Source organism: Microbacterium sp. NPDC028030 (assembly GCF_040637855.1).
Lineage (GTDB): Bacteria > Actinomycetota > Actinomycetes > Actinomycetales > Microbacteriaceae > Microbacterium.
In genome coordinates this window covers 994,811-1,009,767 of the sequence record NZ_JBEZXF010000001.1, presented here as the reverse complement: position 1 = coordinate 1,009,767, position 14,957 = coordinate 994,811, and the positions used below count along the sequence as shown (strand labels likewise).

Below are 14,957 nucleotides of genomic sequence, written 5' to 3'. Positions count from 1 at the left end.
GCAATCATCCGCGGAGCACGACAGCTCCCCCCTCGGGCACTCGGACGTGCCGGACGCCCTGCCGCTCCGCGTGTCGTCGCCACCGGCGATCGTGCGTGACCGTGACGATCGCCCCGGGGTGACCGATCAGGGCTGACTCGAGCTGATCCACCAACTCCGGGTCCAGGTGGTTCGTCGGCTCGTCCAGCAGGATCACGTCCGCGGGCGAGGCGAGTGCGACGGCGAGATCGAGTCGGCGACGCTGCCCCACGGAGAGCGAGCCGACCGACCGGGCGGCGTCCTCCTCGCGGAGCAGACCCTGACCGATCAGCACGCCCAGAGCGTCTGCGAGAGGCACCCCCGACCGGGTCGCGAAGGACTCGACCGCGGTGGCCGTGCCGCGACCCCGCACATCCTGGCGGAGCCATGCCATCCGCACCCCGGCACCACGATCGACCATACCCGCGTCCGGTGCGAGCTCGCCGGAGACGAGAGCGAGGAGTGTGGTCTTGCCCGCCCCGTTGGGCCCGGTCACCAGCCACCGCTCCCCAGGACGCAGCGTCCAGTCCTCCAGGCGCAGACGTCGGTCACCGTGGTCCAGACGAAGGCCGTCCACCCTGATCAGGGCACTGTCCGAAACCGTCTGCTCCCCCGCCGCCATGCGGAAGCGCAGCGGCTCCGGGGGCGGCGGACACGGGTGCGCGCGCAGTCGGGCGACGCGCTCCTTCGCCATGCGGATGCGTCCGGCAGCGCCGTGCTCCCTGCTGCGGGCCCGGAACGCACCGTGTCCGAATCCGTCGAGTTCGAGCTTTCGCGGGATGGCATCCATCCGGAAGGCGTTCGCGGCGATCAGGGCCTCGTTGCGCGCAAGATCGGCCTTCCATTCCTCGTGACGCTCCGCCAGCCGCCGCCGCTCCGCCAGCCGCGCGCGGAGGAACCCGGCGTACCCGTCCCCGTACCGACGCAGCGCCCCGTCCTGGACCTGGACGATGTCGATCGCGAATCGCTCGAGGAAGTCCCGGTCGTGCGTGACGACGATCAGCGCACCGCGATGCCCGTCGAGCCGCTCCGCCATCCACGAGAGCGCCTGGTCGTCGAGGTCGTTCGTCGGTTCGTCGAGCAGTAGCAGCTCCGCATCGGCCGACAGCGCCACGGCGAGCGCCAGCCGCGCGCGTTCACCGCCGGACAGCGTCGACACGGGGCGGCCGCGGCGCAACCCGCCGACTCCGAGCTGATCGAGCGCGGCGTCGATGCGATGATCCACGTCGTAGCCGCCGCGCGCCTCGAAGCGATCCTGCAGCACGGTGACCTCCGCCATCGCCCGCTCCTGGTCCTGCCCGGTGGTCGCGGTGACGAGCGCGTACGCGCGTTGGAGGTCGTGCTCGAGGATCCGCAGATCGCCGAGCAGCAGGTCGATGGCCGCGTCGATCGTCGCGCCGGGAGGGAATGTCGGATCCTGCGCGGCGTGCGCGATCCCACCGGGGACCTCGATCACCGCCTCTCCCGCGTCGGGCGTGATGACCCCGGCGAGGAGATCGAGGAGGGTGGACTTCCCGACGCCGTTGTCGCCGATGATCGCCAGCCTGTCGACGGGGCCGACGACGAGATCGACGCGGTCGAGCACGATGCGATCGGCGAAGCGGACGCTCGCGGAACGGAGCTCGCAGCTCCGGTGGGCGCGGGAGCGCACGAAGGGAGTCGACGAAGATGCAGGGGTCGATGAGAGTACAGGGAACATGGGATTCCTCTCCGACGGCACGTTCGTGCCGTGGGACACGCGTCCGTGGACGCAGTTCGGGAAGGGACCTCGAACGCACCGGCGCCCGGCTGCGTTCGCTCAGGACCCGCCGCGGAGAGGAGCTCTCGACGCGGCGTCCCGATCTATCGGATCAGAGTACCCACGAGGAGAGAACATAGCAGGCTCCGACCACTCAGCACCAGCATCGGGTCCGCGTCGACCTCGCCACACGCGAACCACCCGCACGGACACCGTGCGGGTGGTTCTGCGAGAGGGTCATCGCGAGAGGTGCTCAGCGCCCGTCGGCGAAGAACGCACGGATGTCGGTGGCCAGCACATCCGGACGCTCCAGGGCGGCGAAGTGCCCGCCCTCGTCGAAGCGGCTCCAGTGCACGATGTTCGCGTTGTCCCGCTCGGCGAAGACCCGGATCGTCTGGAAGTCGTCCGCGAAGACGGCGACCCCCGTCCGTGCGGCGTTGATCCGGGGCTCGGCGCCCTCCGCGGCGGCATCCGCCCTGGCGTTCTCCAGGTAGCTGCGGCTCATGCCCGAGGCCGCGTTCGCGAACCAGTTCACGCTGACCTCGAGCAGGATCTTCTCCAATGGCACGAGCGACGTGCCGTTGCCGAACGAGTTGAACAGTTCGCTGTACGCCAGCAGCCCCACCGGGGAGTCGCTGATGCCCACCGACACGGTCTGCGGGCGGGATGCGTTCATGGCGTTGTATCCGCCGACCGACTGGAACCACTGCATGTGCTCGAGGCCGGCGTAGTCCGCGGGCTCGAGCTTCTCGAACTCCGCCGGGTCGCCCGAGGGGAACGAGAACAGCTGCAGCACGTGCAGTCCGAGGAATCCTGCGGGTTCGATCAGGCCCAGCTCGCGCGCCACCATGGCGCCGTTGTCCGAGCCGTGGATGCCGTAGCTGTCGTAACCGAGGGCACGCATCAGACGGTCGTACGCCGCCGCGACGCGCGCCGTCGTCCACCCCGCCGCGGCCAGAGGCTGCGAGAAGCCGTAGCCGGGAGCATCCGGGATCACGACGTCGAAGGCGTCTTCGGCACGGCCGCCGTGTGCCACCGGGTCGACGAGACGGTCGATCAGGTCGAGGTAGTCGACCGAAGAGCCGGGGTAGGTGTGCGCGAGCAGCAGTGGCGTCGCGCCCTCGTGCGCGGAACGCACATGGATGAAGTGGATCGTCTGCCCGTCGATCTCGGTGGTGAAGCGCGGGACGGTGTTGAGCCGGTCCTGGGCGGCCTTCCAGTCGAACGCCTGCCAGGCGGCGACCGCCTCGCGCAGATAGGAGTTCGGGGTGCCGGCGTCCCAGTCGTCCGTCGGCGACGGCTGCGGGAGGCGGGTGCGGGCGAGACGATCCTGGAGATCGGCGACCTCGGCGGCGGAGACCGAGACGGTGAAGGGGCGGAAGGTGAGCGTCGTGTTGTTCATATCTCGAAGGTAGAAGCGCATTAGGCTGGATTCGTTCCTAACTACGAACGACTTTCGGAAGGGGCCCGGTGGCTGATCCGACCGCGCGGCTGCTCGCACTGCTGGCCCTGCTGCAGACCGGCCCTGCGCGCTCGGGTGCCGATCTCGCCGCGCGACTCGGCGTCTCCTCCCGCACCGTGCGGCACGACGTCGAGCGGTTGCGCGCCCTGGGCTACCCGGTCGACGCCACGCGAGGACCCATCGGCGGATACCGTCTCGCCGCGGGCGGCAGCCTCCCTCCCCTCCTCCTCGACGACGAGGAGGCCGTGGCGGTCACGGTCGGGCTCCGCGCCGCAGCGGGCATCGCGGGCGTCGCCGAGTCGGGAGCCAGGGCTCTCGCCAAGCTCGAGCAGGTTCTGCCCTCCCACTTGCGCCCTACCGTCGATGCCCTCCGCTCGAGCGTCGACCGCGCCCCGGAGAACAACGACACCGACGCCCCCGACCCCGAAGTCGACGCCGCAACCCTGCGGGCCGTCGCGAGTGCGATCCGCAATGCGGAGTGGCTGCGCTTCGACTACGAAGGCACACCGGTGCTGGTCGAGCCGTATCGACTGCTCACCTGGGTACGACGCTGGTACCTCGTCGCGCGCGACCCGCGGACCGAGGACTGGGGAACGTATCGCGTCGACTGGATGGAGCTTCGGATGCCGACGCATCGGCGCTTCGATCCGCAGCCGCTCCCCGGCGGCGACTACACGGCGTTCGCGATGCGGACCATCGCCGTGAGCGGCTGGAAGGTGCACGCCCGACTCCGGATCGACGCCCCGGCGGAAGCCGTGCTGGACCGCATCCATGCCGCCGTCGGCGTGGTCGAACCCGTCGACGACGAGCACTGCATCCTCGTCACCGGCGCCGACAGTCTCGATACCGTCGCCGCGTACATCGGCATGCTGATGATGGACTTCACCGTCGAGAGCCCACCCGAACTGCTCCCGCGCCTGCAGCTTCTCTCCGAGCGCTACGCGCGGGCGGTCGCGGGGAGCAGCTGAAAGACCCCGCCGGCCACTCGGGTCGACGGGGTCTCGGGCGCTGCGTGCTCAGGCGCCGCGGAGGCGCTCCGCGAGGTACGCGTGCAGCTCGTCGATCGAGACGCGCTCCTGCGCCATGGTGTCGCGATCGCGCACCGTGACGGCACGGTCGTCGAGCGAGTCGAAGTCGACCGTGACGCAGAACGGGGTGCCGATCTCGTCCTGGCGGCGGTAGCGGCGGCCGATCGCGCCCGCGTCGTCGAAGTCGACTGCCCACGAGCTGCGCAGCGTGTCGGCGACCTCACGGGCGAGCGGCGACAGCTTCTCGTTGCGCGACAGCGGCAGCACGGCGGCCTTGACCGGGGCGAGGCGCGGGTCGAGCTTGAGCACGGTGCGCACGTCGGTGCCGCCCTTGGCGTTGGGCACCTGCTCCTCGCGGTAGGCGTCGACGAGGAAGGCCATCATCGCGCGGGTGAGGCCGAACGACGGCTCGATCACGTACGGCGTGTAGCGCTCGCCCGTGGCCTGGTCGAAGTACGTCAGGCTCTGGCCCGACGCCTCGCTGTGGCTGGAGAGGTCGTAGTCGGTGCGGTTGGCGACGCCCATCAGCTCGCCCCACTCCTTGCCCGCGAAGCCGAACTTGTACTCGACGTCGATCGTGCCGGCCGAGTAGTGCGCACGGTCGTCTTCCGGTACGTCGAACTGCCGCATGTTCTCGGGGTCGACGCCGAGGTCGATGAACCAGTTCCAGCAGGCCTCGACCCAGTGGTCGAACCACTCCTTCGCCTCGGCCGGCGGCGTGAAGAACTCGATCTCCATCTGCTCGAACTCGCGGGTGCGGAAGATGAAGTTACCCGGCGTGATCTCGTTGCGGAACGCCTTGCCGACCTGGCCGATGCCGAACGGCGGCTTCTTGCGACTCGCGGTGAGCACGTTCGAGAAGTTCACGAAGATGCCCTGGGCGGTCTCGGGGCGCAGGTAGTACAGGCCGGACTCGTCGTCGACGACGCCGAGGTACGTCTTCACCAGACCGGAGAACGCCTTGGGCTCGGTGTACTGGCCCTTGGTGCCGCAGTTCGGGCAGGGGATGTCGGCGAGACCGTTCTCGGCCTTGCGCCCCTTGCGCGCCTCGAAGTCCTCGATGAGGTTGTCCGCGCGGAAGCGCTTGTGGCACTGCAGGCACTCGACCAGGGGGTCGGTGAACGTCGCGACGTGACCGGACGCCTCCCACACGCGCTTGGGCAGGATGATGCTCGAGTCGAGGCCGACCATGTCACCGCGACCGCGCACGAACGTCTGCCACCACTGACGACGGATGTTCTCCTTGAGCTCCGTGCCGAGGGGGCCGTAGTCCCAAGCCGACCGAGAACCGCCGTAGATCTCACCCGCTTGGAACACGAATCCGCGGTGGCGGGCGAGGGCGATGACCTTGTCGAGACGGGACTGTTCGGCCATGGTGGCTCCAATGGTCGGATGCGGAGAAGCCCGTGAGCACGGGCACCGTTATTCTACCGGTGGTCGCAGCGCGTCCCCTGGTCGCGGCCGCCCCCGGAGAGTAGCTTCCTGGCATGAGCACCGCAGCTTCCGCACCGCGTACCCGCGACGACGACACCCGCTTCTTCGGGCAGCCCTGGTCGCTCGTGCACATCTTCGGCGTGGAGATGTGGGAGCGGTTCAGCTTCTACGGCATGCAGGGCATCCTGCTCATCTACCTGTACTACTCGGTCGCCCAGGGCGGCCTCGGTATCCCCGAGGCGGTCGCGGGCGGCATCGTGGGCGCGTACGGCGGCTCGGTCTACCTGTCGACCATCCTCGGCGCCTGGCTGGCCGACCGGCTCTTCGGCGCGGAGCGCGTGCTGTTCGTCAGCGCGATGGTGATCGTCGCGGGCCACCTCGCGCTCGCGCTCCTGCCGGGGCTCGTCGGGGTCGGCGTGGGTCTCGTGCTGGTCGCCCTCGGCTCCGGCGGCCTCAAGGCGAACGCGACCTCGGTCGTGGGCAGCCTGTACACGCCGGAGGACCCGCGCAGGGACGCCGGCTTCTCGCTGTTCTACCTCGGCATCAACCTCGGTGCGTTCCTCGGCCCCATCCTCACCGGCATCCTGCAGTCGACCCTCGGCTTCCACTGGGGCTTCGGGCTGGCGGCACTCGGCATGACCCTCGGTCTGGTGCAGTACTCGTTCGGACGCCGGGCGCTCCCGGCCTCCGTGCGCGAGGTCCCGAACCCGCTCCCCCGGTCGCGTTATCCGCTGGCCGGGATCATCGCGGGCGCCGCGATCCTCGTCCTCGTCGTGCTCGTGCTGACCGGCGTGATCCGCGCCGACAACCTGGCGACCATCGTCATCATCGGCACGGTCGTCGCTGCGGTCGCCTACTTCGCCGTGATCCTCTCGAGTCGCCGCATCGACGCGACGGAACGGTCGAGGGTCTGGGGGTTCCTGCCGCTGTTCGTCACGAGTGTCGCGTTCTGGTCGCTGTACCAGCAGCAGTTCACGGTGCTGACGGTGTACTCCGACAAGCGCCTCGACCGGAACCTGTTCGGCTGGGAGATGCCGGTCTCGTGGGTGCAGTCGATCAACCCCGTCTTCATCATCATCCTGTCCGGCGTCTTCGCCGCGATCTGGACCCGGCTGGGAAAGCGTCAGCCCTCGACACCGGTGAAGTTCGGACTCTCGGCGATCATCATGGGGTCGGCGTTCCTGCTGTTCCTGCCGTTCGCCGGTGGGGGCGCGAACTCCACGCCGCTGCTGGCGATCGTCGGCATCCTCTTCGTGTTCACGGTCGCGGAGCTGCTGCTCTCGCCCGTCGGGCTCTCGGTGACGACCAAGCTCGCACCGACGGTGTTCCACACCCAGATGGTCGCGCTGTTCTTCCTGTCGATCGCTCTCGGAACGGCGATCTCGGGCGAGCTCGTGAAGTTCTACAACCCCGACGACGAGGTGCCGTACTTCTCGATCCTCGGCGGCATCGCCATCCTGGTCGGCATCGGCCTGCTGCTGAGCGTGAAGCCCGTGCTCAGGCTCATGCGCGGGGTGCGCTGAGCACTGCCGCGTGAGCGGATCAGGGGCACCGGGCTTCAGACGGTGAAGAGGTAGCCGCGCGCGTTGTCGTAGCCGGCGACCTTGAGGCCGCTCCCGAGCAGGCCCTCCATCTGCGCCCGCAGGCGGAGACGCCACTCATGGGCGGCCGCCGGATCGGAGACGCGCAACGACTCGATGTCGTCCGGGATCTCGAGGGTCTCGACGACCGCGTCGTCGGCCGGGGGCTTGGCGATGTCCGCGAGCGCCCACTCGACGTCGAGACGGTCGCTCTCATCGCCCGCGTCGCCGCCGCCGAAGATGCCGTAGCGGTTGACCGAATAACCGGTGGCGCGGGCGCCCAGCACCGTGAAGAAGAAGTGCGCGTTGCGTGCGACCAGCGGATCGAAGACCCACGTGATGCGGCCGACATCACGCGAGAAGGCCCACTGACGCTGGTGCTCCTTGAGCTCGCGCCCCCACCCGCGTCCGCGATACTCGGGCAGCAGCGCGGTGATGTGCGAGTGCATCGCACGCCGGGCCGGCTCGCCGAAGAACGCGATGGAGGCCCCGACCATGCGCTCCTCGTCGCCTTCGCCGTCGAAGAAGCCGACGACGTAGTTGCCCGATTGCTGCAAGGCGCGCAGCGTGCCGGCATCCACCACGCGCTGCGGGCCCCGGATGGAGTCGAGCAGGCCCTGCGCGTCGAGGATGAGTTCAACGGTGTCGAGGTCACGGATGGTTCGCACGCACCCAGTCTGCCCCTCCCCGGCCCGTTCGAGGAATCGGGATCGCCGGATCACCGGTACGGGAACGCCTCGCCTCCGCCAGCGGCGAGCGCCTCGGCGACGATGCGGATGTGCTCCTCCGCCATCTCCGGTGGCAGCGGAGGGAGGATCTCGTCCCAGAACGCGAGCACGGCTCCGCGACCCTGCATCATGCCCGCTGGGCGTCCCAGCGCCCACAGGTGCATATGCGCCGAACCGTCGTTCCAGCGGCCGAAGTGGCAGCGCGCGACACCCGGGACGCTCTTGACCGCCTGCGAGACGCGCTGCAGGAGCGGGCCCAGTGCGGCGAGCACGTCGTGCGGGGCGTTCTCCAGGAGCCAGTGCTCACGCGGGGCGACTCCGCCGATGAAGGGCAGCCCGCCGACGTCCCATCCCGCGCGGACCTGCCAGAGCTCGTCGTGCCAGAGCGTGTACTCACTGGGCCCGCAGTGCCCGCACTCCTCCGGGTCCGTCTCTCCGGCGCGGGGCTTCTCCGGCACGAGCATCGGCTCGAGCGGCCGCATGGTCACCGTCTCGAAAGCCCAGGGCAGGCCGTCCGCGATGGCCGAGGCATCGAGCACCTCGCCGATCGGGAGTCGGCGGTGGTACGCGGAGTCGGCGGGGTGCTGTTCGAAGGCGGCGTCGTCGCTCATCCCGCCATGCAATCATGCCGCCGGCGCGGGAGTCAGACCTTCCGCAGCGCGTCGCGATCCAGCTCCGCCACCGAGGTGAGCCCGGCGAGACCGAGCGTGATGTCGAGTTCGGCGAGCACGTTGCGCACGACTTCGCGCACCCCCGTCTCCCCCGCGACGCCGAGACCGTAGGCGTAGGGGCGCCCCAGCGCGACGACGGTCGCCCCCAGCGCCAGCGCGATCACGGCGTCCGCCCCACCTCGTATCCCGGAGTCGAACACGATCGGCATCCGTCCGGCGACGCGCTCCGCGATCTCGGGCAGCACGTCGAGCGTCGGCACCGACCGGTCGATCTGGCGGCCGCCGTGGTTCGAGATCCAGATCCCGTCCATGCCCGCGTCCAGCGCGGCCTGCGCGTCGTCGGGGTGCACGACGCCCTTCAGGATGATCGGCAGGCTCGTCCACTCGCGGGCCTTCGCCAGATCGGTCCAGGTCAGCGCCGGGGTGGAGAACACGTCGAGGAAGGTCTCGACCGCAGCCCGCGGCAGCGGGGATCGCAGGTTGTCGCGCAGAGACCCGCCGCCCGTGAGAGGCGCCCCCTTCCGTGCGATCGTGAGCGCGGCGGCGACCGCCTTCGGTGTGACCTTGACGCCGGGAGCATCGCCCTTCGGCACGGCGGCGCGCTCACGCACCAGCTCCTGGAACACCGCATCGCTCGTGTACTGCGCGATGCCCATCCCGCGGGTGAACGGCAGGTAGGCGAGATCGAGGTCACGGGTGCGCCAGCCGAGCAGGTGCGTATCGAGCGTGACGACGATCGCCTCACACCCCGATGCCTCGGCGCGGGCGAGCAGCGAGCGGTTGAGGTCGTCCGACGCCGACCAGTAGAGCTGGAACAGCCGGGAGCCGAAGGGCGTCTCCCGAGCGATCCGTTCCATCGGGAACGACGCCTGGTTCGACAGTGTGTACGGGATGCCGAGGGACGCCGCGGCACGCGCGACCGCGAGGTCGGCATCCGGGTGTGCCATCTCCATCACCCCGAGCGGCGCGAGCAGCAACGGGGTCGGACGCGTCTTGCCGAGGAACTCCACGCCGAGATCACGGGTCGAGACGTCGCGCAGAGGGCGGGGCCAGACCTGCCAGCGGTCGAACGCCGCACGGTTCGCGGCCATGGTGCTCTCAGCGCCCGCACCACCGGCGATGTACGCGAAGGCCTCGGCGCTCAACGCCTTGCGGGCGGCCGCCTCGAGTCCCGCGGCGTCGATCGGCACTGCCGGCCTCGTGCCGCTGATGCCGGCGCGGTAGATGTCGGACTGGGTACGCCGGGAGATGCCGCGGTGGGCGGCGGGATCGTCCGGAGCGACGCTGCTCGTGACCATGTCGACATGCTAGCCAGGCGCGAACGGCCCCGCACCGTCCGATCGCCGATAGCCTTGGCCGGTGGGTGCGAACGACGAGAGAGCCAGGAAGCGCCTCTCCCGCACCCCGCCGAAGTGGGCGATCGTCGCCGTCCTCGCCTTCGCCGGACTGTGCTCCTCGTTCATGTTCACCCTCGTCGTGCCGCTGCAGGCCGAACTGCCGCAGCTGCTGAACGCCTCGCGCGAAGACACGAGCTGGGTCGTCACGGTCACCCTGCTGGTCGCCGCCGTCGCCACCCCGATCTCGGGACGCCTCGGCGACATGTACGGCAAGAGGCGCGTCGTGATCGCACTGCTGACGATCCTCGTCCTCGGTTCCGTGATCGCCGCGGTGTCGGGCTCCATCGTCGGCGTGATCATCGGACGCGCACTGCAGGGAGCCGTGACGGGTGTCGTCCCGCTCGGCATCGCGATCATGCGCGACGTGCTGCCGCCGGAGCGTCTCGGAACTGCTGTGGCCCTGATGAGCGCGACCATGGGCGTCGGTGGCGCGATCGGGATGCCGGTGGCGGCGTTGCTCGCCCAGAACGCCGACTGGCACATGCTGTTCTGGCTCGCCGCAGTGCTCGGGGTCGTCGGGCTCCTGCTCGTGCTCGCTGTGATCCCGGAAGACGTGCTCCGCTCCCCCGGCCGCCTCGACGTGCTCGGCGCCATCGGCCTCGCAATCGGCCTCACCGGCATCCTGCTCTTCGTCTCCCGCGGCGCCGAATGGGGATGGACGGCGCCGCTCACCCTGGTCTGCATCATCGGCGGGGTCGCGGTGCTCCTGCTGTGGGGCTGGTACCAGTTGCGCAGCAAGGACCCGCTGCTCGACCTGCGTGTGGCCGCTCGACCCGCGGTGCTCTTCACGAACATCGCCGCCATCGGGATGGGCTTCGCCCTGTTCGCGTCGAACGTGACCTTCCCGCAGATGCTCGAGATGCCCGCGGTCGGCGGCGCCGGATTCGGGCTCGACATGGTCGCGGCATCCCTCGTGATCATGCCGGCCGGTCTGGTGATGATGATCATCTCCCCGCTGTCGGGCTGGCTCGAGCGCACGGTCGGCCCGCGCCCGCTGTTCACGGTCGGCGCCGCCGCGATCGTGCTCGCCTACGTCTTCGTGCTGCTGTGGTCTTCCGAGGTGTGGCACATCTTCGTCGCCAACATCTTCATCGGGGTCGGCATCGGCTTCACGTTCGCCGCCATGCCGATGATCATCATGCGCTCGGTCCCCGCGAACGAGACCGGCGCCTCGAACGGGCTCAACGCGCTGTTCCGCTCGGTCGGCACCTCGAGCGCCTCGGCCGTCATGGGCGGGATCCTCGCCGCGATGAGCGTGGAGGTCGGCGGTGTCGCCGTGCCCACCCGCGCGGCCTTCGAGGTGTGCTTCTGGCTCGCGATCGCGGCGGGCGTGATCGCGGTGGTGCTGTCGCTGTTCATCCCGAAGCAGCGCAGCTCCGAGCAGCACCCCTCCCTGCCCTGAGCCCCCGCCGAGTACGGTCGCAGATTCGCACCGAGGGCGCAGGTCCTCGCGGGGACCTGCGACCTCGGGCGGGGTCACGACGACGCCGCGATCACTCGATCGTGACGGTGACGTCCTTGTGCGTCTGGGTGACGAGCGTGTACCCGCCGGCCGTGTCGGAGAAGCGCACCTTCACGTAGGGCGTCGCGGCGTCGATCGCGTCGATCGTCACGACGCTCCGTCCGGAGACCGTCGCCTTCGACACGGTGAACCCGGTCACCGGCGTCCAGTTCGTGCCGTCGGAGCTGCGGTACACCTGGATGTTCGACGCGGCGATCGCATTGCTGCTGTTCGAATCGCGCAGGTGGATCGCGGCGATGACCTCTCCCGCGGAGAGGGGGTGGTTCACCACGAGGCTGCGTCTCTTGATGTCCCATCCGGCGTTGATCCCGAGGGCGTCGTCGAAGTTGCTCGCCCGCCGTGTGAGGGGCCGGTCGTCGTGGTCGACCATCCCGACCCGCAGCTGCGATCCGCCGGTGCGGGGGGAGGATGCCGAGATCACGTCGCCCGAGACGAGCCCGGCACCGCCCACTGTTCCCGTCGTGGGAAGCGCGACCCCGTCATGGTGCAGGGCGAGGGGACCAGACCCTGCGGACATGAGGCTGACGGCCGTGGTTCCGAGCGCGCTCATCGTGGTCGCGGGTGTGACGGTGGTGCGCCGGTACGCGTAGGGATAGTCCCAGTCCACCGCGTCCGACCGTTGCACGAAGAGGGTCGGGTTGGCCGCGTTCGCCGCGTCGCTGGCCGCCTGCTCCGCCGCGCACTCCGTGGCGTCCGACTCGTTCAGGATGTTGAACGCGAGACGGTTGTTCCCGGTGAAGAGCACGAACAGTCGCCCGTCCGACAAGTATTCGGCGTCGGCGTAGATCGGGTTCGTGACCCCGGTGGGCAACTGCACGTCGGTCGCATTGCCGAATGTGGTGCCGTCGTCGTAGGTGGTGTACATCTTCAACGCGGAACCGACGGCCGTCGTGAAGAGCACCTTGGAGCGATCGGCCGTCAGCCCGTCCGAGCACGAGGCGACGAAGGCGGCAGGACCGCGGGCGGCGAGGCCGGTCGGAACCGGCTCGGACCAGGTGAGGCCCTCATCGTCGGAGTACATGCGGAAGCCGGTGCGATCGACGAGACGCGAGTCGTAGCGCATGACAGCCATCAGGCGACCGTCTCGCAGGGGGACGATGGTCGTCTCGTTCAGCCCCGCGGGCATCCAGGACGAGCCGAGGGGGCGCAGCGGTGCGTCGAGCTGCGGATCGAACGGGCTGAAGTCGCCCCAGGTCGCTCCGGCATCCTCCGATCGCAGCACTCCGCTGAGCAGCGGCTCGGGGTTGAGATTGGCGTAGTCGGTCGACGCCGGTGGCTCGGAGCTGCCCCAGACCGGCATGAGGAGGGTGCCGTCGTCGAGCTCGACGATCTCGCCGAACTGGAACGCGCCGTACCAGTCGGGGGTGATCGTCACGGGCGCGCTCTTGCCGGTCCACGTCGTGCCGCCGTCTGTCGACCGTGCGATGAAGATGTCGGTCTCCCGATCGAGGTAGTGCTGGTGGATCGTCTGCAGGTTGTACGGCAGCAGGATCGTGCCGTCCTCCAGGGTCGTAGCCGATCCCGCCGAAATGCGCGACTCGGGGTCGGTTGGCGCCGCGAACTCGACCGGGGCGGTCCAGGTCGCACCGTCGTCCGCGGAGCGTGTGGTCATGATGCCCACGTCGGCGGCGCCGTCGTTGCCGGTGTTGTAGAACGCGATCAGGTCGCCGTCGGCGTTCTTCGCGAGAGTGGAGATCACGACCGGAGCGGCGCTGCTCCCGGTGTGGATCACCCCGCTCGAGACGATGTGGATGGCTGGGTCGGCGGCATACGCCGCAGCGGGAGAGAGGAGGGCGATGGCGCTGCCCGCGATCACCGCGAGGGACAGGGCTCTGAAAGGGCGTGCGGATCGTGACATGTCAACTCGTTTCATTAGGTGAAACTGCTGTTTCATTATCTACGGCGACACTAACCAGCACATCCGCATCGGTCAAGGACCTCCGCCTCGGGCGCGACCCGGTTCGCGGGCTCGACACGGAGGCGGGAGACGAAAGGCACTCAGCCGGGAATTCCTCACGATCCCGCCCCCGTGGGCTTGCAGGGTTCAGTCGCCGAGGTAGGCCACGGCCTCGATCTCGAACTGCAGGAACCCGAACCCCATCGCGATGGTCGTCCTCGCAGGACGCGGATGCGCGAAAGTCTGCAGATACAGCTCGTTGTATCTCGGAAGCGCGTCCTCGTCGCGCACGAAGACGCCGAGGCGCACCAGGGCGCCGCGGTCGGCACCCGCCTCGGCGAGCGCTCGGTCGAGGTTCTCGACCGAGCGTCGGAACTCCTCGTCGAACGTGCCGGGGACGAACGCCCCGGTCTCCGGGTCGGTGGACGCCTGCCCCGACACGTAGAGCCAGTCCCCCGCTCGCACGGAGCGGCTGAGCACGCGGTCGGGGTGGGCCCCGAAGTGGTCGATCATCTCTTCTCCATCCCGGCGCTGATCGCGCCGATCGCCCTTCTCAGGGGTGCGAGCCTGTGCTCGAACTCCACGGAATCCTCGGGGTCCTGCACCTTGGCACCCAGGAACAGCATCCGTTCCCAGGACGCCGCATCGATCTCGTCAAGGGTCATCCGCACGCCGTCGCCATCCAGCAGAGATGCCGGATCGTCGGACCGCAACGGGTTGTGAAGGTCGTCCCAGGCTGCACCGAGCGCTCCCGCCGTCGCCGGCGCCCCGGAGAACATCAGCCCTGACAGAGTCCCCGCCCGGACGAGCTGCCGGACGTGTTCGACCGGGGTGCGCGCCGAGCGACCCTCGATCGCGGATCGGCCCCAGTTCACGGACTGACCGGACACCGCGCCCGCTGCCTGCGCCTCGGCGACCGCGGCCTGCTCCGCGGCCAAGGACAGGTATCCCTTGACCGGTGTCTGCCCCGCGAGGAGGGCGTCGCAGTGCTCGACGATCAGCGCAGTCCCTTCGGCCGCGTCCGTGAGCTCGCGCAGGGACAGGGCGAGCGCCGACGCGTCCGCACTCACGCTGTCGACCGCCCGCGGAGCCGAGTGCAGCTCGATCGCGCGCACGGCCGTCCTCCCGAGCACGGCGTCGAGGCGCCGCGCCTCGGCGAGAAGCCGTCTGATGTCGTCCACGGCCGCACGCCGACCGTCGGCATCCGACGAGGCGAGCCCATAGCGAGGGTCCGTCGCGCTGCCGGCGATGGCCTGGGGAAGTGCAGTGACGACAAGATGCCACCCCTCAGGAAGCAGCTGCGCGAGATGCTCCGGTCCGCGCGGGTGCAGCGTCCCCCGGAAGAAGACCTCGAGGCCGCGTGCGCCTTCGATGGCGGCGAGCGCTTGGAACCACCTCCGCTCGGATCGCTCGTCGAACGCAGGCCTTCGCGGCTCGGCGGCGTAGGCGCCGAGGGTGAGTCCGTCGATCATCGTGGTCGTC

General features: G+C 69.6%; 12 protein-coding genes. 3 read left to right on the top strand and 9 right to left on the bottom strand.

What is annotated here, in order from left to right; translation table 11 throughout:
- Positions 1–4 precede the first annotated feature (4 nt).
- On the bottom strand, positions 5–1,669 hold the full coding sequence (locus tag AB0E56_RS04955) for an ABC-F family ATP-binding cassette domain-containing protein (RefSeq protein WP_359797105.1): 1,665 nt from the start codon (positions 1,667–1,669) through the stop codon (positions 5–7).
- A 340-nt stretch (positions 1,670–2,009) separates the two neighbouring features.
- A complete protein-coding gene (locus tag AB0E56_RS04950) occupies positions 2,010–3,158 on the bottom strand; it encodes an epoxide hydrolase family protein (protein WP_359797104.1) in 1,149 nt (382 codons plus the stop codon).
- A gap of 68 nt (positions 3,159–3,226) precedes the next feature.
- Between AB0E56_RS04950 and AB0E56_RS04945 the strand changes: the two genes are divergently transcribed.
- Positions 3,227–4,186 carry a WYL domain-containing protein gene (locus AB0E56_RS04945; RefSeq protein ID WP_359797103.1) on the top strand — a complete coding sequence of 320 codons (960 nt, stop codon included), beginning with the start codon at positions 3,227–3,229 and terminating at the stop codon, positions 4,184–4,186.
- A 48-nt stretch (positions 4,187–4,234) separates the two neighbouring features.
- Here AB0E56_RS04945 and AB0E56_RS04940 read toward each other — a convergent pair whose 3' ends face one another.
- A complete protein-coding gene (locus tag AB0E56_RS04940) occupies positions 4,235–5,620 on the bottom strand; it encodes a glycine--tRNA ligase (RefSeq protein WP_359797100.1) in 1,386 nt (461 codons plus the stop codon).
- 113 nt (positions 5,621–5,733) lie between these two features.
- Between AB0E56_RS04940 and AB0E56_RS04935 the strand changes: the two genes are divergently transcribed.
- Positions 5,734–7,203, top strand: coding sequence for an oligopeptide:H+ symporter (locus tag AB0E56_RS04935; RefSeq protein ID WP_359797098.1), 1,470 nt, complete (start codon positions 5,734–5,736; stop codon positions 7,201–7,203).
- Between the two features lie 35 nt (positions 7,204–7,238).
- On the opposite strand, the gene AB0E56_RS04930 is transcribed toward AB0E56_RS04935, so the two are convergent.
- Genes AB0E56_RS04930 through AB0E56_RS04920 form a run of 3 tightly spaced genes read right to left on the bottom strand, consistent with a single transcriptional unit; the run spans position 7,239 to position 9,957 of the window.
- On the bottom strand, positions 7,239–7,928 hold the full coding sequence (locus tag AB0E56_RS04930; protein WP_220173702.1) for a GNAT family N-acetyltransferase: 690 nt from the start codon (positions 7,926–7,928) through the stop codon (positions 7,239–7,241).
- 50 nt (positions 7,929–7,978) lie between these two features.
- A complete protein-coding gene (locus AB0E56_RS04925; RefSeq protein ID WP_359797096.1) occupies positions 7,979–8,599 on the bottom strand; it encodes a hypothetical protein in 621 nt (206 codons plus the stop codon).
- 32 nt (positions 8,600–8,631) lie between these two features.
- Positions 8,632–9,957 carry an alpha-hydroxy-acid oxidizing protein gene (locus AB0E56_RS04920; RefSeq protein WP_359797095.1) on the bottom strand — a complete coding sequence of 442 codons (1,326 nt, stop codon included), beginning with the start codon at positions 9,955–9,957 and terminating at the stop codon, positions 8,632–8,634.
- 61 nt (positions 9,958–10,018) lie between these two features.
- On the opposite strand from AB0E56_RS04920, the gene AB0E56_RS04915 reads away from it, so the two are divergent.
- Positions 10,019–11,458, top strand: coding sequence for an MFS transporter (locus AB0E56_RS04915; RefSeq protein ID WP_359797093.1), 1,440 nt, complete (start codon positions 10,019–10,021; stop codon positions 11,456–11,458).
- Positions 11,459–11,549: 91 nt separating this feature from the next.
- Here the strand turns inward: AB0E56_RS04915 and AB0E56_RS04910 are convergent, their stop codons facing one another.
- The 3 genes from AB0E56_RS04910 to AB0E56_RS04900 form a co-directional block, all read right to left on the bottom strand.
- The gene (locus AB0E56_RS04910) at positions 11,550–13,436 is read right to left on the bottom strand and encodes a sialidase family protein (protein WP_359797092.1); all 1,887 of its coding nucleotides are present in this window, start codon (positions 13,434–13,436) and stop codon (positions 11,550–11,552) included.
- Between the two features lie 186 nt (positions 13,437–13,622).
- Positions 13,623–13,988: a RidA family protein gene (locus AB0E56_RS04905; RefSeq protein WP_183151125.1), complete on the bottom strand. Its 366-nt coding sequence runs from the start codon at positions 13,986–13,988 to the stop codon at positions 13,623–13,625.
- Entirely contained in the window at positions 13,985–14,947 is a 963-nt protein-coding gene (locus AB0E56_RS04900) for a DUF4862 family protein (protein ID WP_359797089.1), read from the bottom strand. Before AB0E56_RS04900 ends, AB0E56_RS04905 begins: the two co-directional genes overlap by 4 nt.
- Positions 14,948–14,957: the final 10 nt, after the last annotated feature.

Excerpts from the sequence above, each read along its gene's own strand:
- AB0E56_RS04950 (WP_359797104.1), bottom strand. The coding sequence starts at position 3,158 with ATGAACAACACGACGCTCACCTTCCGCCCCTTCACCGTCTCGGTCTCC.
- AB0E56_RS04940 (WP_359797100.1), bottom strand. The coding sequence starts at position 5,620 with ATGGCCGAACAGTCCCGTCTCGACAAGGTCATCGCCCTCGCCCGCCAC.
- AB0E56_RS04935 (WP_359797098.1), top strand. The coding sequence starts at position 5,734 with ATGAGCACCGCAGCTTCCGCACCGCGTACCCGCGACGACGACACCCGC.
- AB0E56_RS04925 (WP_359797096.1), bottom strand. The coding sequence starts at position 8,599 with ATGAGCGACGACGCCGCCTTCGAACAGCACCCCGCCGACTCCGCGTAC.
- AB0E56_RS04920 (WP_359797095.1), bottom strand. The coding sequence starts at position 9,957 with ATGGTCACGAGCAGCGTCGCTCCGGACGATCCCGCCGCCCACCGCGGC.
- AB0E56_RS04910 (WP_359797092.1), bottom strand. The coding sequence starts at position 13,436 with ATGTCACGATCCGCACGCCCTTTCAGAGCCCTGTCCCTCGCGGTGATC.
- AB0E56_RS04905 (WP_183151125.1), bottom strand. The coding sequence starts at position 13,988 with ATGATCGACCACTTCGGGGCCCACCCCGACCGCGTGCTCAGCCGCTCC.
- AB0E56_RS04900 (WP_359797089.1), bottom strand. The coding sequence starts at position 14,947 with ATGATCGACGGACTCACCCTCGGCGCCTACGCCGCCGAGCCGCGAAGG.